The organism is Rhizobacter sp. (genome assembly GCF_031412075.1).
Taxonomy (GTDB): Bacteria; Pseudomonadota; Gammaproteobacteria; order Burkholderiales; family Burkholderiaceae_C; genus Rhizobacter.
On the sequence record NZ_JANOCG010000261.1, the window covers coordinates 1 to 15,937 of the forward strand.

The 15,937-nt window shown below is 61.1% G+C and carries 15 protein-coding genes and 1 pseudogene; 2 read left to right on the forward strand and 14 right to left on the reverse strand.

The features are described from left to right. From RMO40_RS09385 to RMO40_RS09435, 11 genes and pseudogenes are all read right to left on the reverse strand, one after another. Positions 1-1,353 (reverse strand): annotated as a pseudogene (locus RMO40_RS09385) (glutamate synthase subunit alpha); the annotation flags it as partial. A gap of 130 nt (positions 1,354-1,483) precedes the next feature. Next, positions 1,484-2,179, reverse strand: a complete 696-nt coding sequence (locus tag RMO40_RS09390; RefSeq protein WP_309719560.1) for a transposase — start codon at positions 2,177-2,179, stop codon at positions 1,484-1,486. Positions 2,180-2,183: 4 nt separating this feature from the next. Next, on the reverse strand, positions 2,184-3,317 hold the full coding sequence (locus RMO40_RS09395) for a deoxyguanosinetriphosphate triphosphohydrolase (RefSeq protein WP_309719568.1): 1,134 nt from the start codon (positions 3,315-3,317) through the stop codon (positions 2,184-2,186). 28 nt (positions 3,318-3,345) lie between these two features. Then, positions 3,346-4,437 carry a 3-dehydroquinate synthase gene (gene aroB / locus RMO40_RS09400; RefSeq protein ID WP_309719571.1) on the reverse strand — a complete coding sequence of 364 codons (1,092 nt, stop codon included), beginning with the start codon at positions 4,435-4,437 and terminating at the stop codon, positions 3,346-3,348. 33 nt (positions 4,438-4,470) lie between these two features. Next, on the reverse strand, positions 4,471-5,055 hold the full coding sequence (locus tag RMO40_RS09405) for a shikimate kinase (protein ID WP_309719575.1): 585 nt from the start codon (positions 5,053-5,055) through the stop codon (positions 4,471-4,473). A gap of 27 nt (positions 5,056-5,082) precedes the next feature. Then, a complete protein-coding gene (locus RMO40_RS09410) occupies positions 5,083-5,550 on the reverse strand; it encodes a hypothetical protein (RefSeq protein ID WP_309719577.1) in 468 nt (155 codons plus the stop codon). Beyond that, a complete protein-coding gene (locus RMO40_RS09415; RefSeq protein WP_309719580.1) occupies positions 5,547-7,703 on the reverse strand; it encodes a type IV pilus secretin PilQ in 2,157 nt (718 codons plus the stop codon). Before RMO40_RS09415 ends, RMO40_RS09410 begins: the two co-directional genes overlap by 4 nt. Beyond that, the gene (locus RMO40_RS09420; protein ID WP_309719593.1) at positions 7,700-8,248 is read right to left on the reverse strand and encodes a pilus assembly protein PilP; all 549 of its coding nucleotides are present in this window, start codon (positions 8,246-8,248) and stop codon (positions 7,700-7,702) included. Before RMO40_RS09420 ends, RMO40_RS09415 begins: the two co-directional genes overlap by 4 nt. Beyond that, positions 8,245-8,958, reverse strand: a complete 714-nt coding sequence (locus RMO40_RS09425) for a type 4a pilus biogenesis protein PilO (RefSeq protein WP_309719595.1) — start codon at positions 8,956-8,958, stop codon at positions 8,245-8,247. The genes RMO40_RS09420 and RMO40_RS09425 overlap by 4 nt, the downstream gene beginning before the upstream one ends. Positions 8,959-8,971: 13 nt before the next feature. Next, entirely contained in the window at positions 8,972-9,628 is a 657-nt protein-coding gene (locus RMO40_RS09430) for a PilN domain-containing protein (protein ID WP_309719600.1), read from the reverse strand. Then, complete coding sequence (locus RMO40_RS09435; RefSeq protein ID WP_309719614.1) at positions 9,625-10,662, reverse strand: pilus assembly protein PilM; 1,038 nt, start codon at positions 10,660-10,662, stop codon at positions 9,625-9,627. Before RMO40_RS09435 ends, RMO40_RS09430 begins: the two co-directional genes overlap by 4 nt. Before the next feature lie 304 nt (positions 10,663-10,966). Between RMO40_RS09435 and RMO40_RS09440 the strand changes: the two genes are divergently transcribed. After that, positions 10,967-13,330: a penicillin-binding protein 1A gene (locus tag RMO40_RS09440; protein WP_489660135.1), complete on the forward strand. Its 2,364-nt coding sequence runs from the start codon at positions 10,967-10,969 to the stop codon at positions 13,328-13,330. 6 nt (positions 13,331-13,336) lie between these two features. Here the strand turns inward: RMO40_RS09440 and cyaY are convergent, their stop codons facing one another. Then, positions 13,337-13,702, reverse strand: coding sequence for an iron donor protein CyaY (gene cyaY, locus RMO40_RS09445; protein ID WP_309719603.1), 366 nt, complete (start codon positions 13,700-13,702; stop codon positions 13,337-13,339). 19 nt (positions 13,703-13,721) lie between these two features. Between cyaY and lptM the strand changes: the two genes are divergently transcribed. After that, the gene (lptM, locus tag RMO40_RS09450; protein WP_309719620.1) at positions 13,722-13,883 is read left to right on the forward strand and encodes an LPS translocon maturation chaperone LptM; all 162 of its coding nucleotides are present in this window, start codon (positions 13,722-13,724) and stop codon (positions 13,881-13,883) included. A gap of 4 nt (positions 13,884-13,887) precedes the next feature. On the opposite strand, the gene RMO40_RS09455 is transcribed toward lptM, so the two are convergent. Both RMO40_RS09455 and RMO40_RS09460 read right to left on the reverse strand, forming a co-directional pair. Next, positions 13,888-14,880, reverse strand: a complete 993-nt coding sequence (locus tag RMO40_RS09455) for an oligopeptide/dipeptide ABC transporter ATP-binding protein (RefSeq protein WP_309719607.1) — start codon at positions 14,878-14,880, stop codon at positions 13,888-13,890. Then, the gene (locus RMO40_RS09460; RefSeq protein ID WP_309719611.1) at positions 14,877-15,854 is read right to left on the reverse strand and encodes an oligopeptide/dipeptide ABC transporter ATP-binding protein; all 978 of its coding nucleotides are present in this window, start codon (positions 15,852-15,854) and stop codon (positions 14,877-14,879) included. Before RMO40_RS09460 ends, RMO40_RS09455 begins: the two co-directional genes overlap by 4 nt. Positions 15,855-15,937: the final 83 nt, after the last annotated feature.

Genomic DNA, 15,937 nt, shown 5'->3' on the forward strand with positions numbered 1-15,937 from the left:
CTTGGCGAGCGCGAACTGGTTCTTCAGTTCTTCGTCGTCGATGATGCGGCCCTGGTCGAAGTCGATCAGGAACATCTTGCCCGGCTGCAGGCGCCACTTCTTGACGATCTTGTTCTCGGGAATCATCGGCAGCACGCCGGATTCGGAGGCCATCACCACCAGGTCGTCGTCGGTGACGATGTAGCGCGAGGGGCGCAGGCCGTTGCGGTCGAGCGTGGCGCCGATCTGGCGGCCGTCGGTGAACACCATCGAGGCGGGGCCGTCCCAGGGCTCCAGCATGGCGGCGTGGTATTCGTAGAACGCGCGGCGGCGCTCGTCCATCGTGGTGTGTTGTTCCCAGGCCTCGGGGATCATCATCATCGCGGCGTGGGCGAGCGAATAGCCGCTCATGGTGAGCAGCTCGAGCGCGTTGTCGAAGGTGGCGGTGTCGGACTGGCCTTCGAAGCTGATCGGGTAGAGCTTTTGCAGGTCATCACCCAGCACCGGCGACTTCATCACACCTTCGCGGGCACGCATCCAGTTGAAGTTGCCCTTGACGGTGTTGATCTCGCCGTTGTGCGCCACCATGCGGTACGGGTGGGCCAACGGCCACTCGGGGAAGGTGTTGGTCGAGAAGCGCTGGTGCACCAGGGCCAGGGCCGAGGCGACGCGCGGGTCTTGCAGGTCCTTGTAGTACTTGCCGACCTGGTCGGCCAGCAGCAGGCCCTTGTAGATGATGGTGCGGCAGCTCATGCTGGGCACGTAGTACTCGTGGCTGTGCGTGAGCTTCAGGCGCTGGATGGCGCTCGATGCCGTCTTGCGGATGACATACAGCTTGCGCTCCAGCGCGTCGGGCACGATCACGTCGGGCCCGCGGCCGATGAAGACTTGCCGAATGATCGGCTCCTTCTCTCGCACGGTGGGCGACATCGGCATGTCGGCATCGACCGGCACGTCGCGCCAACCCAGGAGCACCTGGCCTTCGACCTTCACAGCGCGTTCGACCGCCTGTTCGCAGGCCAGGCGAGACGCGTGCTCCTTGGGCAGGAAGATCATGCCCACGCCATATTCACCCGGGGGTGGCAGCTCGATGCCCTTGGCGGCCATCTCGGCGCGATAGAAGTCGTCGGGGATCTGGATCAGGATGCCGGCGCCGTCGCCCATGAGCTTGTCGGCACCGACTGCACCCCGGTGATCGAGGTTCTCAAGGATCTTGAGGCCTTGCTCGACGATGCTGTGGGCCTTGTGGCCCTTGATGTGCGCCACAAAACCGACACCGCAGGCATCGTGCTCGTTGGCGGGGTTGTACAGGCCGAATTCGGCTGCATCGCGCATTTCTTCAGGGGCAGCAACCCCTTGGGCGGCCTGGTTCATGGCGCACTCCGTCTCAAAGCTATGGATGGCCGAAGAATACTGCAGCGCAACAGAGCCATCAATGAAATTAAATAGGGTCTGAAGCTATTTAAACGGCACGCCCTGCTCAGTCAATTAAATTAGGGACATATCAAATGCCACCCGACTTGCGTGGCCGTCCGCGCGGCAAAGGCGTCAGTCGCCTCGGCGTGCGGCCCGACAACTCGGCGAGGAAGCCGTTAGATCCCAATGGCCAACCTTTTTTGACTGCTTCTGATATCGAAAGCACCTCGGATAGAGTGAGTGCCTGCTGCAGCAACTCTCTGTATGCAGCCTCCCGCTCGAAAGGTGTATTGCCCAAAGCCCAATAGAGGAGATGGTCGCTGACCAAGGGATCGACACGCTCGCCCAGATGGTGGGCTGCGCTAGACCAAGCACCCTGTCTCAAACCCGTGCCGACTTCGTTGCCCCCGGGCTCTTGTTCGGTGTAACGCATACACGCAAGCAAGTGGCGTTCCGGCTCGATGACCGTAGCCCTGAAACGCCCCTCCCACAGACTTCCCGTGTGGCCATGGCGGCGGTTGAAACTGCTGCCATAGCGGCGCCCCACCGCTTGCATCATGCGACTGAGGCTGTCGACGTTGGCCGGCGTGGCGAGCAGCAGAACTTCGTCGTCGAGCAAGGTGTACGCGTGGATCGCCACGCCGTGGGCTGCAGCCGCAGATTGCAGCAACTCGAGGAAGAGCGTGCGGTCGACATCATCCTGAAACACCGGCTGGCGGTTGTGCCCAGACTGCAAGACCAGGTGAGGCCAGCCAGGGACACACAGGCGGGTGAGGCGCGCCATGAGCTCAGTCGAAGAGCCGCCGCCCGGTCAGCCGCTCATGCTCGCGCATGGCAAAACGGTCGGTCATGCCGGCGATGTAGTCGGCGATATCCCTCAAGCGAACTTCTTTTCGTGCTAGCGCCCACTCTCCAGGATTTTCTTGATAGGCAAGGAAGAGATCATGAATCACCTGCTTCGCGTGATCGGTGGTGGCCACCACCTGCGGGTGCCGGTAGAGGTTGGTCCGCAGAAACCGTTTGAGCTCGATGCTTTCCCGGGCCATGCCCGGACTGAAGCGAACCAGCGCAGGCGCCGCACGCACTTCATCCACATGACTGGGCCCGGCCTCCCGCAGGGCAGCCCCGGTGGCATCGAGCACGTCGTACACCTGGGCCGACAGCATGCGACGAATGCTTTCGAACAAGAGGCGCCGGCCGGCGAGACCCGGGTGCTGTGCGAGCGCTTGCTGCTGAAAGCGCGCGAACAAACTAACGTCCTGCAGCTGCTCGATGTTGATGAGACCAGAGCGCACACCGTCGTCCACATCGTGGGCGTTGTACGCAATCTCGTCGGCCAGGTTGCACAGCTGGGCTTCGAGGCTGGGTTGGGTTCTATCGAGGAACCGACGCCCCACCCCTTGCGGCTCGGTCTGCACCAGGTGCTCGGCATGGCGCAGCGAGCAATGTTTGAGGACACCCTCTCGGGTCTCGAAGGTCAGGTTGAGTCCGTCGAAGTCCGGGTAGCGCTCTTCCAGAAAGTCGACCACCCGCAAGCTCTGCAAGTTGTGTTCAAAGCCCCCGCTGGAGAGGTCGGCAGCACGCAAGCACTCGTCCAGCGCATCCTGCCCGGCGTGTCCAAACGGGGTGTGCCCAAGATCGTGCGCCAGAGCAATGGCTTCAACAAGATCTTCATTCAGGCCGAGTGTTCGCGCGATGGAGCGGCCGAGTTGCGCGACTTCAAGCGAATGAGTCAACCGCGTGCGGAACAGGTCTCCTTCGTGGTTCAGGAAGACCTGCGTCTTGTAGACCAGTCGGCGGAAAGCCGTGCTGTGCACGATGCGATCCCGGTCACGCTGGTATTCGCTGCGGGTGGGCGCTGAAGGCTCTGTGTGCCGCCGGCCCCGTGACTCCGCCGGGTCGCACGCGAATGGCGTAAGCATGGACGGAGCGCTCAGCAGGGCCTTGTGCTCACGCTGTGTGCGCGGAGATCACGTCGCGCACGACGGCATCGGGTGCGGCGCGCACAGACGCACGGCCCGGCGCATCGATCACCACGAACCGAATCTCTCCACCCTCTGCCTTCTTGTCAACGCGCATCAACTCCAGGTAGCGCTCTGCCCCCAGGGCGGGGCCACGAACCGGCAGCTTGGCACGCTCGATCAATCGGGTCAGGCGGTCAACGTAAGCTGAGTCGATCAATCCAAGACGGCGTGACAGATCGGCTGCCATCACCATGCCGCAGCCTACGGCTTCGCCGTGCAGCCACGCGCCATAACCGAGACCTGCCTCAATGGCATGCCCAAAGGTATGACCGAAGTTGAGAATGGCGCGCAGACCCGACTCACGCTCATCCTGGCTGACCACCCAAGCTTTGATCTCGCACGAGCGCTTCACGGCATGCGCAAGCGCGGCCTTGTCGCGCGACCAAAGCGCATCGAGGTTAGTTTCGATCCAGCTCAGAAACGCATCGTCGGCGATCGGGCCGTACTTGATGACCTCGGCCAAGCCGGCGGACAGCTCGCGGTCTGGCAAGGTATCGAGCGTATCCAGGTCGGCCACCACCCGCAGTGGTTGGTAGAACGCACCGATCATGTTCTTGCCGAGCGGGTGGTTGATCGCGGTCTTGCCGCCCACCGAAGAGTCCACCTGGGCCAGCAAGGTCGTCGGTACCTGAACGAAGGGCACGCCACGCATGTAGCAAGCAGCGGCGAAGCCCGCCACATCGCCGACCACGCCACCACCCAGCGCATAGATCACGGTCTTGCGGTCACACCCGGCGCTCAGCAGCGATTCGAAGATCTGGTTGAGTGAGTTCCAGTCCTTGAAGGCCTCACCGTCCTGGAGTTCGATTTGCAAGACCTTGGGGTAGTGGGGCTTCAGTGCTGCTTGCAGTTGCGCTGCATACAGCTGCGCCACGGTCGGGTTGGTGATGACGACCGCGCTGGACGCGCTATGCACGCCATTGAAACTGGCGCTTTGGGAGAGCAAGCCGCTGCCGATCAAGATGTCATAGCTGCGGTCGCCCAGTTGGATGTCGACTCGCTCAGTTTGCGTTCGCATGCCCGGAAGTGTAGCGGGCGAGTGCTTGGCTTTTCAGTGCGGCGTCGTAGGTGCGCCGACGGGGGATGGCACTAAGTCAGGGTCAATGACACCGGCAAGTTCAAGCTGCATCAACACCATGTTCACAAGTGATGCAACCGATGGGCGCCCCGTCTCGACGGTGAAGTGAGACACCTCGCGGTAGAGAGGATCCCGTTCGTCAAAGAGCTCACGCAAGCGCGCAAGTGGGTCGGTGACTTGGAGCAAGGGGCGAGTGGTGTCGTGGCGCAGCCGGCGAAACAGTTCTTCTGGCGAAGACCGAAGGTAGATCACGTGGCACCGAGAGTTGAGAGCCCAGCGATTGCGCTCACGAAGCACGGCGCCACCACCTGTGGCCAGCACCAGACGGTCGCCCGATGTCACTTCTTCAATGACCGATTCTTCGACCTCGCGGAACGCAATTTCACCTTGAGAGGCGAAGTAGCTGCGAATCGAGCATCCCAGACGTTTTTCAATCAACGCGTCCGAGTCATCGAACTGCCAATGAAGACGTTTGGCCAGTTGGCGTCCAACGGTTGACTTGCCGCCGCCAGGCATGCCGACCAAGGCGATGCTAGCTCGACTCGCCCACACCTTCATGTGGCGCTGCGCTACTGCCCGCCGCCGTTAGCTGCCGGACCCGGATGCTGCAGTGATCTGTACAGTGGCCAAGCGGCCCAAATCGTCCAGGACCGTAACTGGTAAGTCCAGGCATCCCGAAACGAACACTGCAAACTGCCCATTGCGGTTGGAGACGGTGTACGACCCCTGGGTGGTAGGAGTGGGGTTACCAGGCGGGCCGAACGTGATCTTTAGATGGTCGCTGCTGGTCACCCGATAAGGAGCGGTACCCCCCACCACCTGAACATCGGCGACTCTGGAGTCGGTGGCGGGACAATCGTTGTTTCCTGAATTCAGGGTGACTGCATCGGGGCTGACCTGGAACGCGGAAATTTGCCCGGCACCGTCGTCGGCACTGCCCCCACACGCCGTCATCGCCAGCACAGCCACCAGCGCCACAAAGGCGGACTTCGAATTTGCTTTCATCGATTTCACCCGTTTTGCAAATGTCTGCTCAATAAGATCGCCGCTCATCGCGCCGCCGCCCGATCACTGATGACCTTGGGTGTCAAGAACACCAGCAGTTCAGTCTTGGCCGTAGTGCGGGTTCTCGTCTTGAACAGATTACCCAACAAAGGAATGTCACCCAGCAAAGGAACCTTGGTCACATCCTCACGCTCGGACTGTGTGTAGATGCCGCCGATGACAACCGTGCCACCATTTTCGACCAGGATTTGAGTGCGGACGTGTTTGGTGTCGATGGCAAAACCCGCTGCTGTGCTTCTGCCCACGCTGTCCTTGTTGACATCCACGTCAAGAATGACATTGCCTTCAGGCGTGATCTGAGGTGTCACTTCCAGCCTTAGATTAGCTTTGCGGAATTGCAGTGCTGTGGCACCACTGGAGGTCGCCGTTTGGTATGGCAACTCTTCACCTTGCTCAATCAACGCTTTGACTTGGTCGGCCGTGATCACACGAGGGCTCGAAACAATCTTGCCCTTGCCGTCGGCTTCGAGTGCAGAAATCTCAAGGTTGAGGAAGCGGTTGGCCGCGGCGCTGAACAACGACACAGCAAAAGTCGCGGCGCTGTAATTGTTCTGGCCGACTGCAGGCAGGTTAATGAACTGGGAGTCGTTAAACGGCACCGACGTGCCAGAAACCTGGCCTGTCTGCAGCCCAATGGCATTCATGTTTCCGCCAATGCCCACACTCATCTCGGGGGTCCCGTATCCCGCGACTCCGCCGCGTAGACCGCGCAAGTCGGTGGAACCCAGCTTGATCCCGAGGGAGCGGCCAAAGGAGTCACCAGCTTCAACGATCCGAGCCTCGATCAGCACCTGCCGCACGGGGATGTCGATCTTGGCGATCATCGCCTGGATCTCTTCCAGCTTGGACGGGATGTCAGTGATGAACAGCTGGTTCGTGCGTGACTCCGCGATCACGCTGCCTCTCGGAGAAAGGATGCGCGAAGACGCACCACCACCACCTCCGCCGCCACTTTGTCCACTCAAGCCCTTCGCGACTTCTTCGGCCTTGGTGTAATTCAACTGGAAGGATTGCGTTCTCACCGGCTCCAAGCTGGCAACCTGCGCCTTGGCTTCAAGATCGACCTTTTCCTTTGCAGCCAATTCGTCTTTGGGTGCGATCAGAATCACGTTACCGGATTTGCGCAGGCCGAGCCCCTTGGCCTGCAAAATGATGTCGAGCGCCTGGTCCCAAGGAACGTCTTTGAGGCGGAGCGTCACGTTGCCTGTCACGGTGTCACTCGTCACCACGTTGAAGTTGGTGAAGTCAGCGATGACTTGAAGCAATGCGCGCACTTCAATATTCTGGAAATTCAGCGACAACTTTTCACCGGCATAACCAGGCCCCTGGACCAGCTTGTTGGGATCAGTTTTTTGTACTCGTACTTCCAGCACAAACTGATTGTCTGTCTGGTATGCACTGTGCTCCCACGCGCCTCGGGGTTCGACCACCATGCGCACTCGGTCGCCGTTCTGGAAGGTCGACACCGATTGGACGGGGGTTCCGAAATCAGTCACATCGAGCTTGCGGCGCAGGTTTTCTGGCAAGCTTGAGCGCAAGAACTCAACCACCAGACTCTGCCCTTGCTGGCGAATGTCAACACCCACTTGATTGTTCGGCAGATCCACCACCACGCGGCCGGAACCATCCTGGCCTCGACGGAAGTCAATGCCTTTCAGTGCCAATTGAGACTGGTTCAGGGGCTCGGCAAAACGCACCGGCTCGGCGGCAGCACTTTGCGCAGCGGCCGCTGAGGAGCTCTCCATCACCACCAGCAGAACCTTGCCTTGAATCTGGGCCTTGTAGTTCGCCGCTTGCTTCAGGTTCAACACCAAGCGCGTGCGATCACCGGCTTGCGCCACATTGACCGACCGCAGATTGCCCTGGTTGATTTCGATGTTGGAGCGACCCATCGCATTGCCGACATTCGGCAGGTCCAAGGCAATTCGGGGTGGAGTCTGTACCGTGAAGCCCGAGGGAACTGCGGCCAGCGGCTCCGAAAGCTCGATCCGAACCACCTCCGAGCCAGACTGCTGCGTGCTGCTGATCGACTGAATTGCGTTCTGAGCAAAAGCCGTCCCGGATGCGCCGAGGAGCACCGCGAGCGCCAAAACACGAGCCCGCAAATTACCCATGATCTGTATCTCCTGCATGTTCTTCATCGCGCCGTCTCCTGAAGCTGAAGGGAGCTGGTGCGCTCAATCCACTCGCCCGCTGCATCCTGAACAATCTCGCGAAACGCGATGTCGGTCTCGGAAATCTTGGTGATCTTTCCGTAGTTCTGGCCCAGGTAATCACCTTGTTTGACCTGGTACAGAAGGTTGTCCACTTTCAAGAGCGCATAGGGCCGCCCTTGTTTGGTGACGCTGCCCACCATGCTCATGCTGTCGATGGGGTATGCCTCAAGAGGCTCCTTGCGGCGGTTGATTTCCGCTGCAAGCAATGAGTTGGACTGACGGGCCTCCTGTTTGATGGCCACGGTCAGCTTCTGGCTGCTGAAAGGCTCAACCGCGTTGCCAGCCAAATAGGCTTGAGGGTTGAACTTTTTTGGTGCCGAGAGCGGGGATACGCTCGGCTTTGCCTCGCGTCGCTGTTGCTCGATCCACTGCTGTAACTCGTCTTGAGCGCCGCTGCAGCCCAGAAGACCAAGCGAAACGAATGTTGCGGCGCAAAGCAACCCACTAGAGCGCAAAAACGTGCCCTTCATTTCTTGGCCCCCGCCTTTGCACCTGCGGCCTTTGCCGCCGCCGCTCTTTGTTCGTTGACCTCATTCGCGTCCAGGTAGCGGTAGGTGCGCGCAGTCGCGTCCATCGCAAGCAATCCAGAGCTGTCTTTACCGGCCGAATCTTTGGCCGCTGAAATGGTGAGCCCGTGCAGCGTGACAATCCGGGAGAGGTTGGCCACGTCGGCAGCGAAGTTGCCGATGTCGTGGTATCGCCCTGACACGCGCAGCGCAATCGGCAGCTCGGCGTAATAGTCCTTCACAAGCACTTGCCCGGGCCTGAACAGCTCAAACTGAAGACCTCGCCCCAGGCCGGCCTGGTTGATGTCGGACAGAAGTGCATCCATCTCGGCCTTGCCTGGCAGTTGCTTTTCCAGCTGCGTAACGTATTCCTCAACCTGCAGCTTTTGCTTGCGCAGCTCTTCAAGGTTGACTGCCTGCGCGAGTTTGCCGCGATAGTCTTGTTTCAGAACAGGCTCTTTGGCGCGTTCGGACTGCAGTTCTTCGTCAGCACTGGCCAACAGCAAGAACCAGCCGACAACGACAACGAGAGTCGCGAGCACGATCCATGTCGCGATCTTGGGCAGCATGGGCCATTGGCCCGGCTCGTTGGGATTCAGCCCGCGGAACTGTGATGCCGCAGCACCAAACACCGAGTTGAGGTCGATATTGACGGATTTAGCTTGTGTGGCCATGGTGTCCGTACTTTCAGGGTTTCGCTGGGTTGCCAGCGCTCACACCCTTGGCACCGGGTTGTGACACCACCCCAGACGCCGCCTCTGCCGCGGCTTTTGCATCGACATCTTGAGGGCGTTTGATGCTCACGCGCATGGAGAAGTCAAAAAGCCGTTTTTGTTCGCGACTGGCTGTTTGCACCGTCGCGACTTTGATCTCTACCAATTCGGGGCGCATCAACCATTCGGAGCTGTTGCCGGTGTTGCGCAGCAACTCGGAAACGCGCTCATTCGTCTGCGCCACACCTACGAGCGTCAGAACCTGACCATCTTGTTTGATGGTTCGGTAATAGATGCCCTCAGGCGTTTGCTTAACCAACTCGTTCAGCACGTGCACCGGCACGTTGCGATCGATCTGGAGATCTTCTACGGCCTTCTGCCGTGCCTTCAGGGCCTCGATCTCAGCACGCAAGGTCGCGATGTCTTTGATCTGCACTTCAAGCTTGCGAATCTCGGCCGTCAGAAACGCGTTGCGTTGCTGCTGACCCGTGGTCATTTGCTGCAGCACCAAGTACCAGACGCCCACAACCACCGCGCCTGCAGCAGCAGCCAAGCCAAGCCCGAGGAAAAAGGCCGCTTTGCGCCGCTTGCGCTTTTCTTCCCGATGCGGGAGCAGGTTGATCAAGATCACTGCAGGAACCTCCGCATCGCCAAGCCGCAAGCCGTGAGGTAGGAAGGCGCCTCGCGACGAAGCTTGCTCTCGCGCACCGCCGAACCGAGCTTCATGTTGTCGAAGGGGTTCACGACCATCGAAGCGAAGCCGGTCAGCTCGGTGACACGATCCTTCAGGCCGGGAAGGGTTGCGGTGCCACCCGCCAGCATGACGTAGTGAACCTTGTGGTGCGGTGTGCTGGTGAAGAAGTACTGCAAGGCACGGCCGATTTCTTGCGACAAGCTGTCAACGAATGGCGCGAGGATCGAGGTTTCGTAGTCTTCAGGCAGATCGGACGCGAGCTTCTTTTGCTCGGCTTCCTCAAAAGAGAAACCGTACTGCCGAGAAATCAGCTGCGTGAGCTGGGAGCCACCAAAGGCCTGATCCCGGTCGTACAGCATCTCGTCGTCACGCAAAACCTTGAGACTGGTGGTGTCGGCACCGATTTCGAACAAGGCCACGAGGGCATCCTTGCCTTCGTTGGGCAAGGCTTCGATCAGGCGACCCATGGCCAGGCGAGAGGCATGGGACTCGATGTCGAGCACCACGGGCTTGAGGCCGGCCGCTTCAGCAAGACCTTGCCGATCCTGAACACGATCTTTGCGCGAAGCAGCGATCAGCACCTCGACGTCACCGACAGAGGTGGGGCTCGGACCGATGACCGAAAAGTCGAGGCTGACCTCATCCAAAGAGAAAGGGATGTATTGGTTGGCCTCGGATTCAACCTGAAGCTCAAGCTCTTCTTCGCGCAAGCCCGCGGGCAGCATGATCTTCTTGGTAATCACGGCCGATTGGGGCATGGCCAGCACAACCTGCTTGGTTTTGGTGCCACTCTTGGTGACAACACGGCGCACTGCGTCGGCCACTTCGTCGAATTTTTCGATCTGACCGTCAGTGATCCAGCCTTTTTCGAAGCTTTCAGCCGCGAAACGCTCGAGCACGTACTCACCTGACGCGCTTTGACCCAGCTCGACCAGCTTGACGCTGGAAGAACTGATGTCCAAGCCGATCATCGGTGGATGTTTGCGGCCCAACAACAAGTCAAGGAAGCTCACGACGCCCTCTCCCAACGCGCTTTTTAAGTACGCTGGACTGTTAAGAAGTTACTTCAATGCTAGCAGTAAAGTCTTTGTACAACAAAGATATTTCCAATTTTCACAACCTCGTCTCGTTGCAAAACTCAGACGCAAATACATGTCAAAAATTGGCACCTTCGGGTCAACCCTGAGGGCCTGTTCGACAACTGCCAAAGAGTTCACGTTTGGGCAGTGAGACCGAGCCGCTTCTTATAATCACGACCACTTTTGTTGGAGTTCCATGAGCGAATCCGAGCGACCGGCCGCCTACTTGTCACGCACCCTGGCTTCGCTGCCACCCTGGGCGCGCTGGCTGGCCGTGGCGGCAACCTGGGTGCTGGGGTTGCTGGCTGCCGGCACGCTGACGGTGGGCATGCTGGTCGGCTTGGCCCTCGCCGTGGCCTATCCGAACCTGCCCGAGATCAGTGGTCTGCTGGATTACCGGCCCAAGCTGCCGATGCGCGTGTATTCGGCCGATGGCGTCTTGCTGGGCGAGTTTGGCGAGGAGCGCCGCAACTTCACTCCGATAGCGCAGGTTCCGAAGGTCATGCAGCAGGCGGTGCTGGCCATCGAGGACGCCCGCTTCTATCAGCACAGCGGTGTTGACTACAAAGGCGTGTTGCGCGCCGGCCTGGCCCAGTTCGCCGAATCGCGCAGCCAGGGCGCCTCGACCATCACGATGCAGGTGGCGCGCAACTTCTACCTCTCAACCGAGAAAACCTTCACCCGCAAGATCTACGAGGTGCTGCTGGCACTGAAGATCGAGAGCCTGCTCACCAAGGAGCAGATCCTGGAGGTGTACATGAACCAGATCTTTCTCGGCCAGCGGGCTTACGGCTTTGCGGCGGCGAGCGAGATCTACTTCGGCAAACCCCTGCAAGACGTCACGGTAGCCGAGGCAGCCATGCTGGCGGGCCTGCCCAAGGCCCCGTCGGCCTACAACCCGATCAGCAACCCAAGACGCGCCACGGTGCGCCAGCAATACATCATCGACCGCATGCTGGAAAACGGCTTCATCACGCCACAGCAACACGAGGCCGCGCGCAGCCAGCCTTTGAAATACCGTACCCCCGCCGAAGTGGTCGTTCACGCCGAGTACGTGGCCGAAGCCGCTCGGCAGATGATCTTCAGCCAGTATGGCGACGATGCCTACACCCGCGGTCTGAACGTTTACCTGACGCTCAATTCCACCGAGCAGATGACGGCCTATCGCGCGCTGCGCAAGGGCATCCTCGACTATGAGCGCCGCCAGGTCTATCGAGGCCCCGAGGCCTACATCGACCTGCCCGCCGAAGGCAAGGACGTGGACGCCCGCGTGGCCGAGGCCCTCGACGAACACCCCGACAACGACGAGTTGCGTGCCGGCGTGGCCCTCGAGGCCAGCCCGCGCAAGGTGGTGGCCGTTCTGCAAAACGGCGAGTCGGTCACCGTCACGGGCGATGGGCTCAAGCCGGTGACTTCAGGTTTGGCCGCCAAGGGCAACCCCAAAACCCAGATTCGCCGCGGCGCCGTGATCCGCCTGGTGAAAGGGCCCAAGGGCGATTGGTCCATCACCCAACTGCCCGAAGTCGAAGGCGCTTTTGTTTCGCTGGATCCACGCACCGGTGCAGTGCGTTCCATGGTGGGCGGGTTCGACTACGCCAAAAGCAAGTTCAACCACGTGACACAGGCCTGGCGGCAGCCGGGATCGAGTTTCAAGCCGTTCATTTACTCGGCGGCGCTCGAAAAGGGCTTTACACCCGCAACCGTGATCAACGACGCGCCGCTGTTCTTCGACGCCGTCACCACCGGCAGCCAACCCTGGGAGCCCAAAAACTACGACGGCACCTTTGACGGCCCCATGTCGATGCGGCGCGGCCTGGCCAAGTCGAAGAACATGATTTCGATTCGCATCCTGCAGTCGATCACGCCGGCGTATGCGCAAGGATGGGTCACCCGATTCGGTTTTGACGCCGACAAGCACCCGGCCTTCCTCACCATGGCCTTGGGTGCCGGCGCCGTAACGCCGTTGCAGATGGCGTCGGCCTATGGGGTGTTTGCCAACGGTGGTTATCAAATCAACCCCTACCTCATCAGTCGCATCACCGACTCGAAGGGCCGCACGCTGAACGAGGCCAAGCCGCAAGCGCTTGACGCGAACACGCGCGCCATCGACGCCCGCAATGCCTACGTGATGACCAGCCTGCTGCAAGAAGTCACCCGCTCGGGAACGGCTGCGCGTGCACAAGGCACTTTGAAGCGGCCCGACATCTACGGCAAGACCGGCACCACCAACGATTCGATGGACGCCTGGTTTGCCGGCTACCAGCGCAATGTGGTGGGCGTCGTTTGGATTGGATACGACAACCCCCGCAAGCTGGGTGACCGCGAGACTGGCGGTGGCTTGTCGCTGCCGGTGTGGATCGACTACATGGCGCAGACGCTCAAGGGCGAGCCGGTGCAAGAACCTTCAGCGGCCGAGGGGCTGATCAATCTCGGCGGCGAGTGGTACTACGAAGAGTTCACTCACGGCAACGGCGTCAGCAGCCTCGGCCTGGAAGACAAGATGCCCGCCGCCCCGAGCGAAGAAGAGAAGAAGAGCATCCTCGATCTCTTCAAGCGCTGAGTTTGCTCACGCGCTGGGTGCCAAGAAGCGCAGCGCCAGGCCCGATTGTTCGCTTGCGCAGGCTGAAAGTGCTTCGAAGAACTCCCGCCCTTCGCGGGTGTCGAGCCAGCGGCCGTTCACATGCTTGTAGTGGAAGCCCCCGGAGCGCGCGGCCAGCCACAGTTCGTGCAGCGGCGGCTGGGTGTTGAGCACCAGCTTGCTGCCGTTGGGAAAGCTCAGCTCCAGCAAGCCACCGGTGCGGTTACTGTCGATGTCGACCACGTCGTCTTGCAGCCATTGATCGACCGTCGCCTCCACCGAAGACAAGACCGCGCCGGCCAGGGCATGAAACTGGGCATCACTGAGCGGAGTGGGAACGAAGTCAGCAGTCATGGCCAGTAAGATTCATCGCATGGAGAAACAAAAATTCAGTGTAGCGGCGCGACCCATCAGACTGGGCGCAGTAGGCTCTTTGTTGGCGGCCCTGCTGCTCGCAGGCTGCGGCCAGAAGGGACCGCTGACACTGCCGGCACCACCGGCCGCGGCCGCACCAGCGGCATCAGCGCCGCGCTGAGGCGCTAAAGGCGCCCTTCCTGCACCGCGTGGCAGGCGATGCGCACCCCTTGAATCTGCAACAAGGCCGGCCGCTCCTGGCGGCAGCGGTCGTTGGCATGCGGGCAGCGCGGGTGGAATGAACAGCCGCTCGGTGGGTTGAGTGGGTTGGGCACCTCGCCCTGCACCGGCGTGCGGGCCCGGCCGCTCATCGCAATGTCGGGGATGGCATCCAACAGCATGCGCGTGTAAGGGTGCCGTGGTTGCGCGAACAGCGCGGCCTTGTCGGCCAGCTCCACCAGGCGGCCGAGGTACATCACCCCCACCTGGTCACTCACATGCCGCACCACCGCCAGGTTGTGCGAGATGAAAAGGTAAGTGAGGCCGCGATTGCGCTGCAGGTCTTTCATGATGTTGAGCACCTGCGCCTGCACCGACACGTCGAGCGCAGAGGTTGGCTCGTCGCAGACCAGGAACTCCGGCTGCGTGGCCAGTGCGCGCGCAATCGACACCCGCTGACGTTGCCCACCAGAAAACTGGTGAGCGAACTTGTCCATGTCGGCCGCCACCAGGCCCACCGAGCGCAGCAGATCCACCACACGGTCCTTCAACTCGGACTCGTCTTGCACCAAGCCATGCTCCTTCAATGGCTCGGCCACGATGTCGCGCACCGTCCAGCGCGGATTGAGGCTGGCGTAGGGGTCTTGAAAGATCATCTGCATGCGCTTGCGCAAGGCCAGCGCCTGCGGCCCGGCAAGCGTGGCGGCGATGTTCTCCCCATCAAAGACCACCTCACCCGCCGTCGGCTGGTGCAGACCCATCAGCAGGCGTGCCACCGTGCTCTTGCCACAACCCGACTCGCCCACCAGGGCCAGCGTGCGGCCACGCTCGATGGTGAAGCTCACGCCATCGACCGCATGCACCCACTGGCGCGGTTGCCGTTCGATGACACGGTTCAGCCACGGTGCCGACACATCGAAGGTCTTGGCCAGGTCGCGCACTTCAACCAGGGCACTCATGGCGCAACCATCCCGTCATGCAGCCAGCAGGCGGCGTGCGTCGGGCCTGCCGGCAACAACTCGGGTCGTTCGACGTGGCAGCGGTCCATCACCCGCGGGCAGCGTGGGTTGAAGGCGCAGCCGGGTGGGATGGCATTCAAGCGCGGCATCACGCCGTCGATCTGCAGCAGGCGCTCGCGGTCTTCGTTCATCGCGGGGATCGCCCCCATCAGGCCATGGGTGTAGGGGTGCGCGGGCGAATGGATCACGTCTTGCACCGGCCCGATCTCGGCGAGGCGACCGGCGTACATCACCGCCACCCGGTCGCAGGTTTCGGCAATCACACCCATGTCGTGCGTGATCAGCATGACCGCCGCACCATGCTCCTTGCACAGGCGCTTGAGCAGTTGAATGATTTGCGCTTGCACCGACACATCGAGCGCGGTGGTCGGCTCATCGGCCACGATCAGCTTGGGCTTGGCTGCCAGGGCGAGCGCGATCACCACACGCTGGCGCATGCCGCCCGAGAACTGGTGCGGGTACTGGTCGATGCGCTGGGCCGCAGCCGAGATGCCGGTCTCTTCTAGCAACTGGATGGCCCGCTCGCGCGCCTGAGCGGCGCTCAGGGGCAAATGGGTGCGGATGGTTTCGGTGAGCTGGCGACCCACTGTGTAGAGCGGGTTCAGCGAGGTGAGCGGGTCCTGGAAGATAGCCCCGATGTGGCGGCCGCGCAGCTTGCGCATCTCTTCATACGGCAGGTTGTCGATGCGTCTTCCCTCGAAGCAAATCTCACCGCCCGCCACACGCCCCGGCGGGTCGAGCAAGCCAATGATGGCCGCGCCGGTGAGCGACTTGCCAGCGCCCGACTCGCCGACCACACCAAGCACTTCGCCGGGCTGGATGCTGAACGACACGTCGTCGAGCGCGAGCAGCGTGCCGTGGCGCGACGGGAATTCGACGCGCAGATTTTTGACTTCGAGCAGGGGCGGGGTCATGATGGGATCAGCGCAAACGGGGGTTGAGCGCGTCGCGCAGCCAGTCACCCAGCAGGTTGACGCTCAAGGCGATCATCACCAAC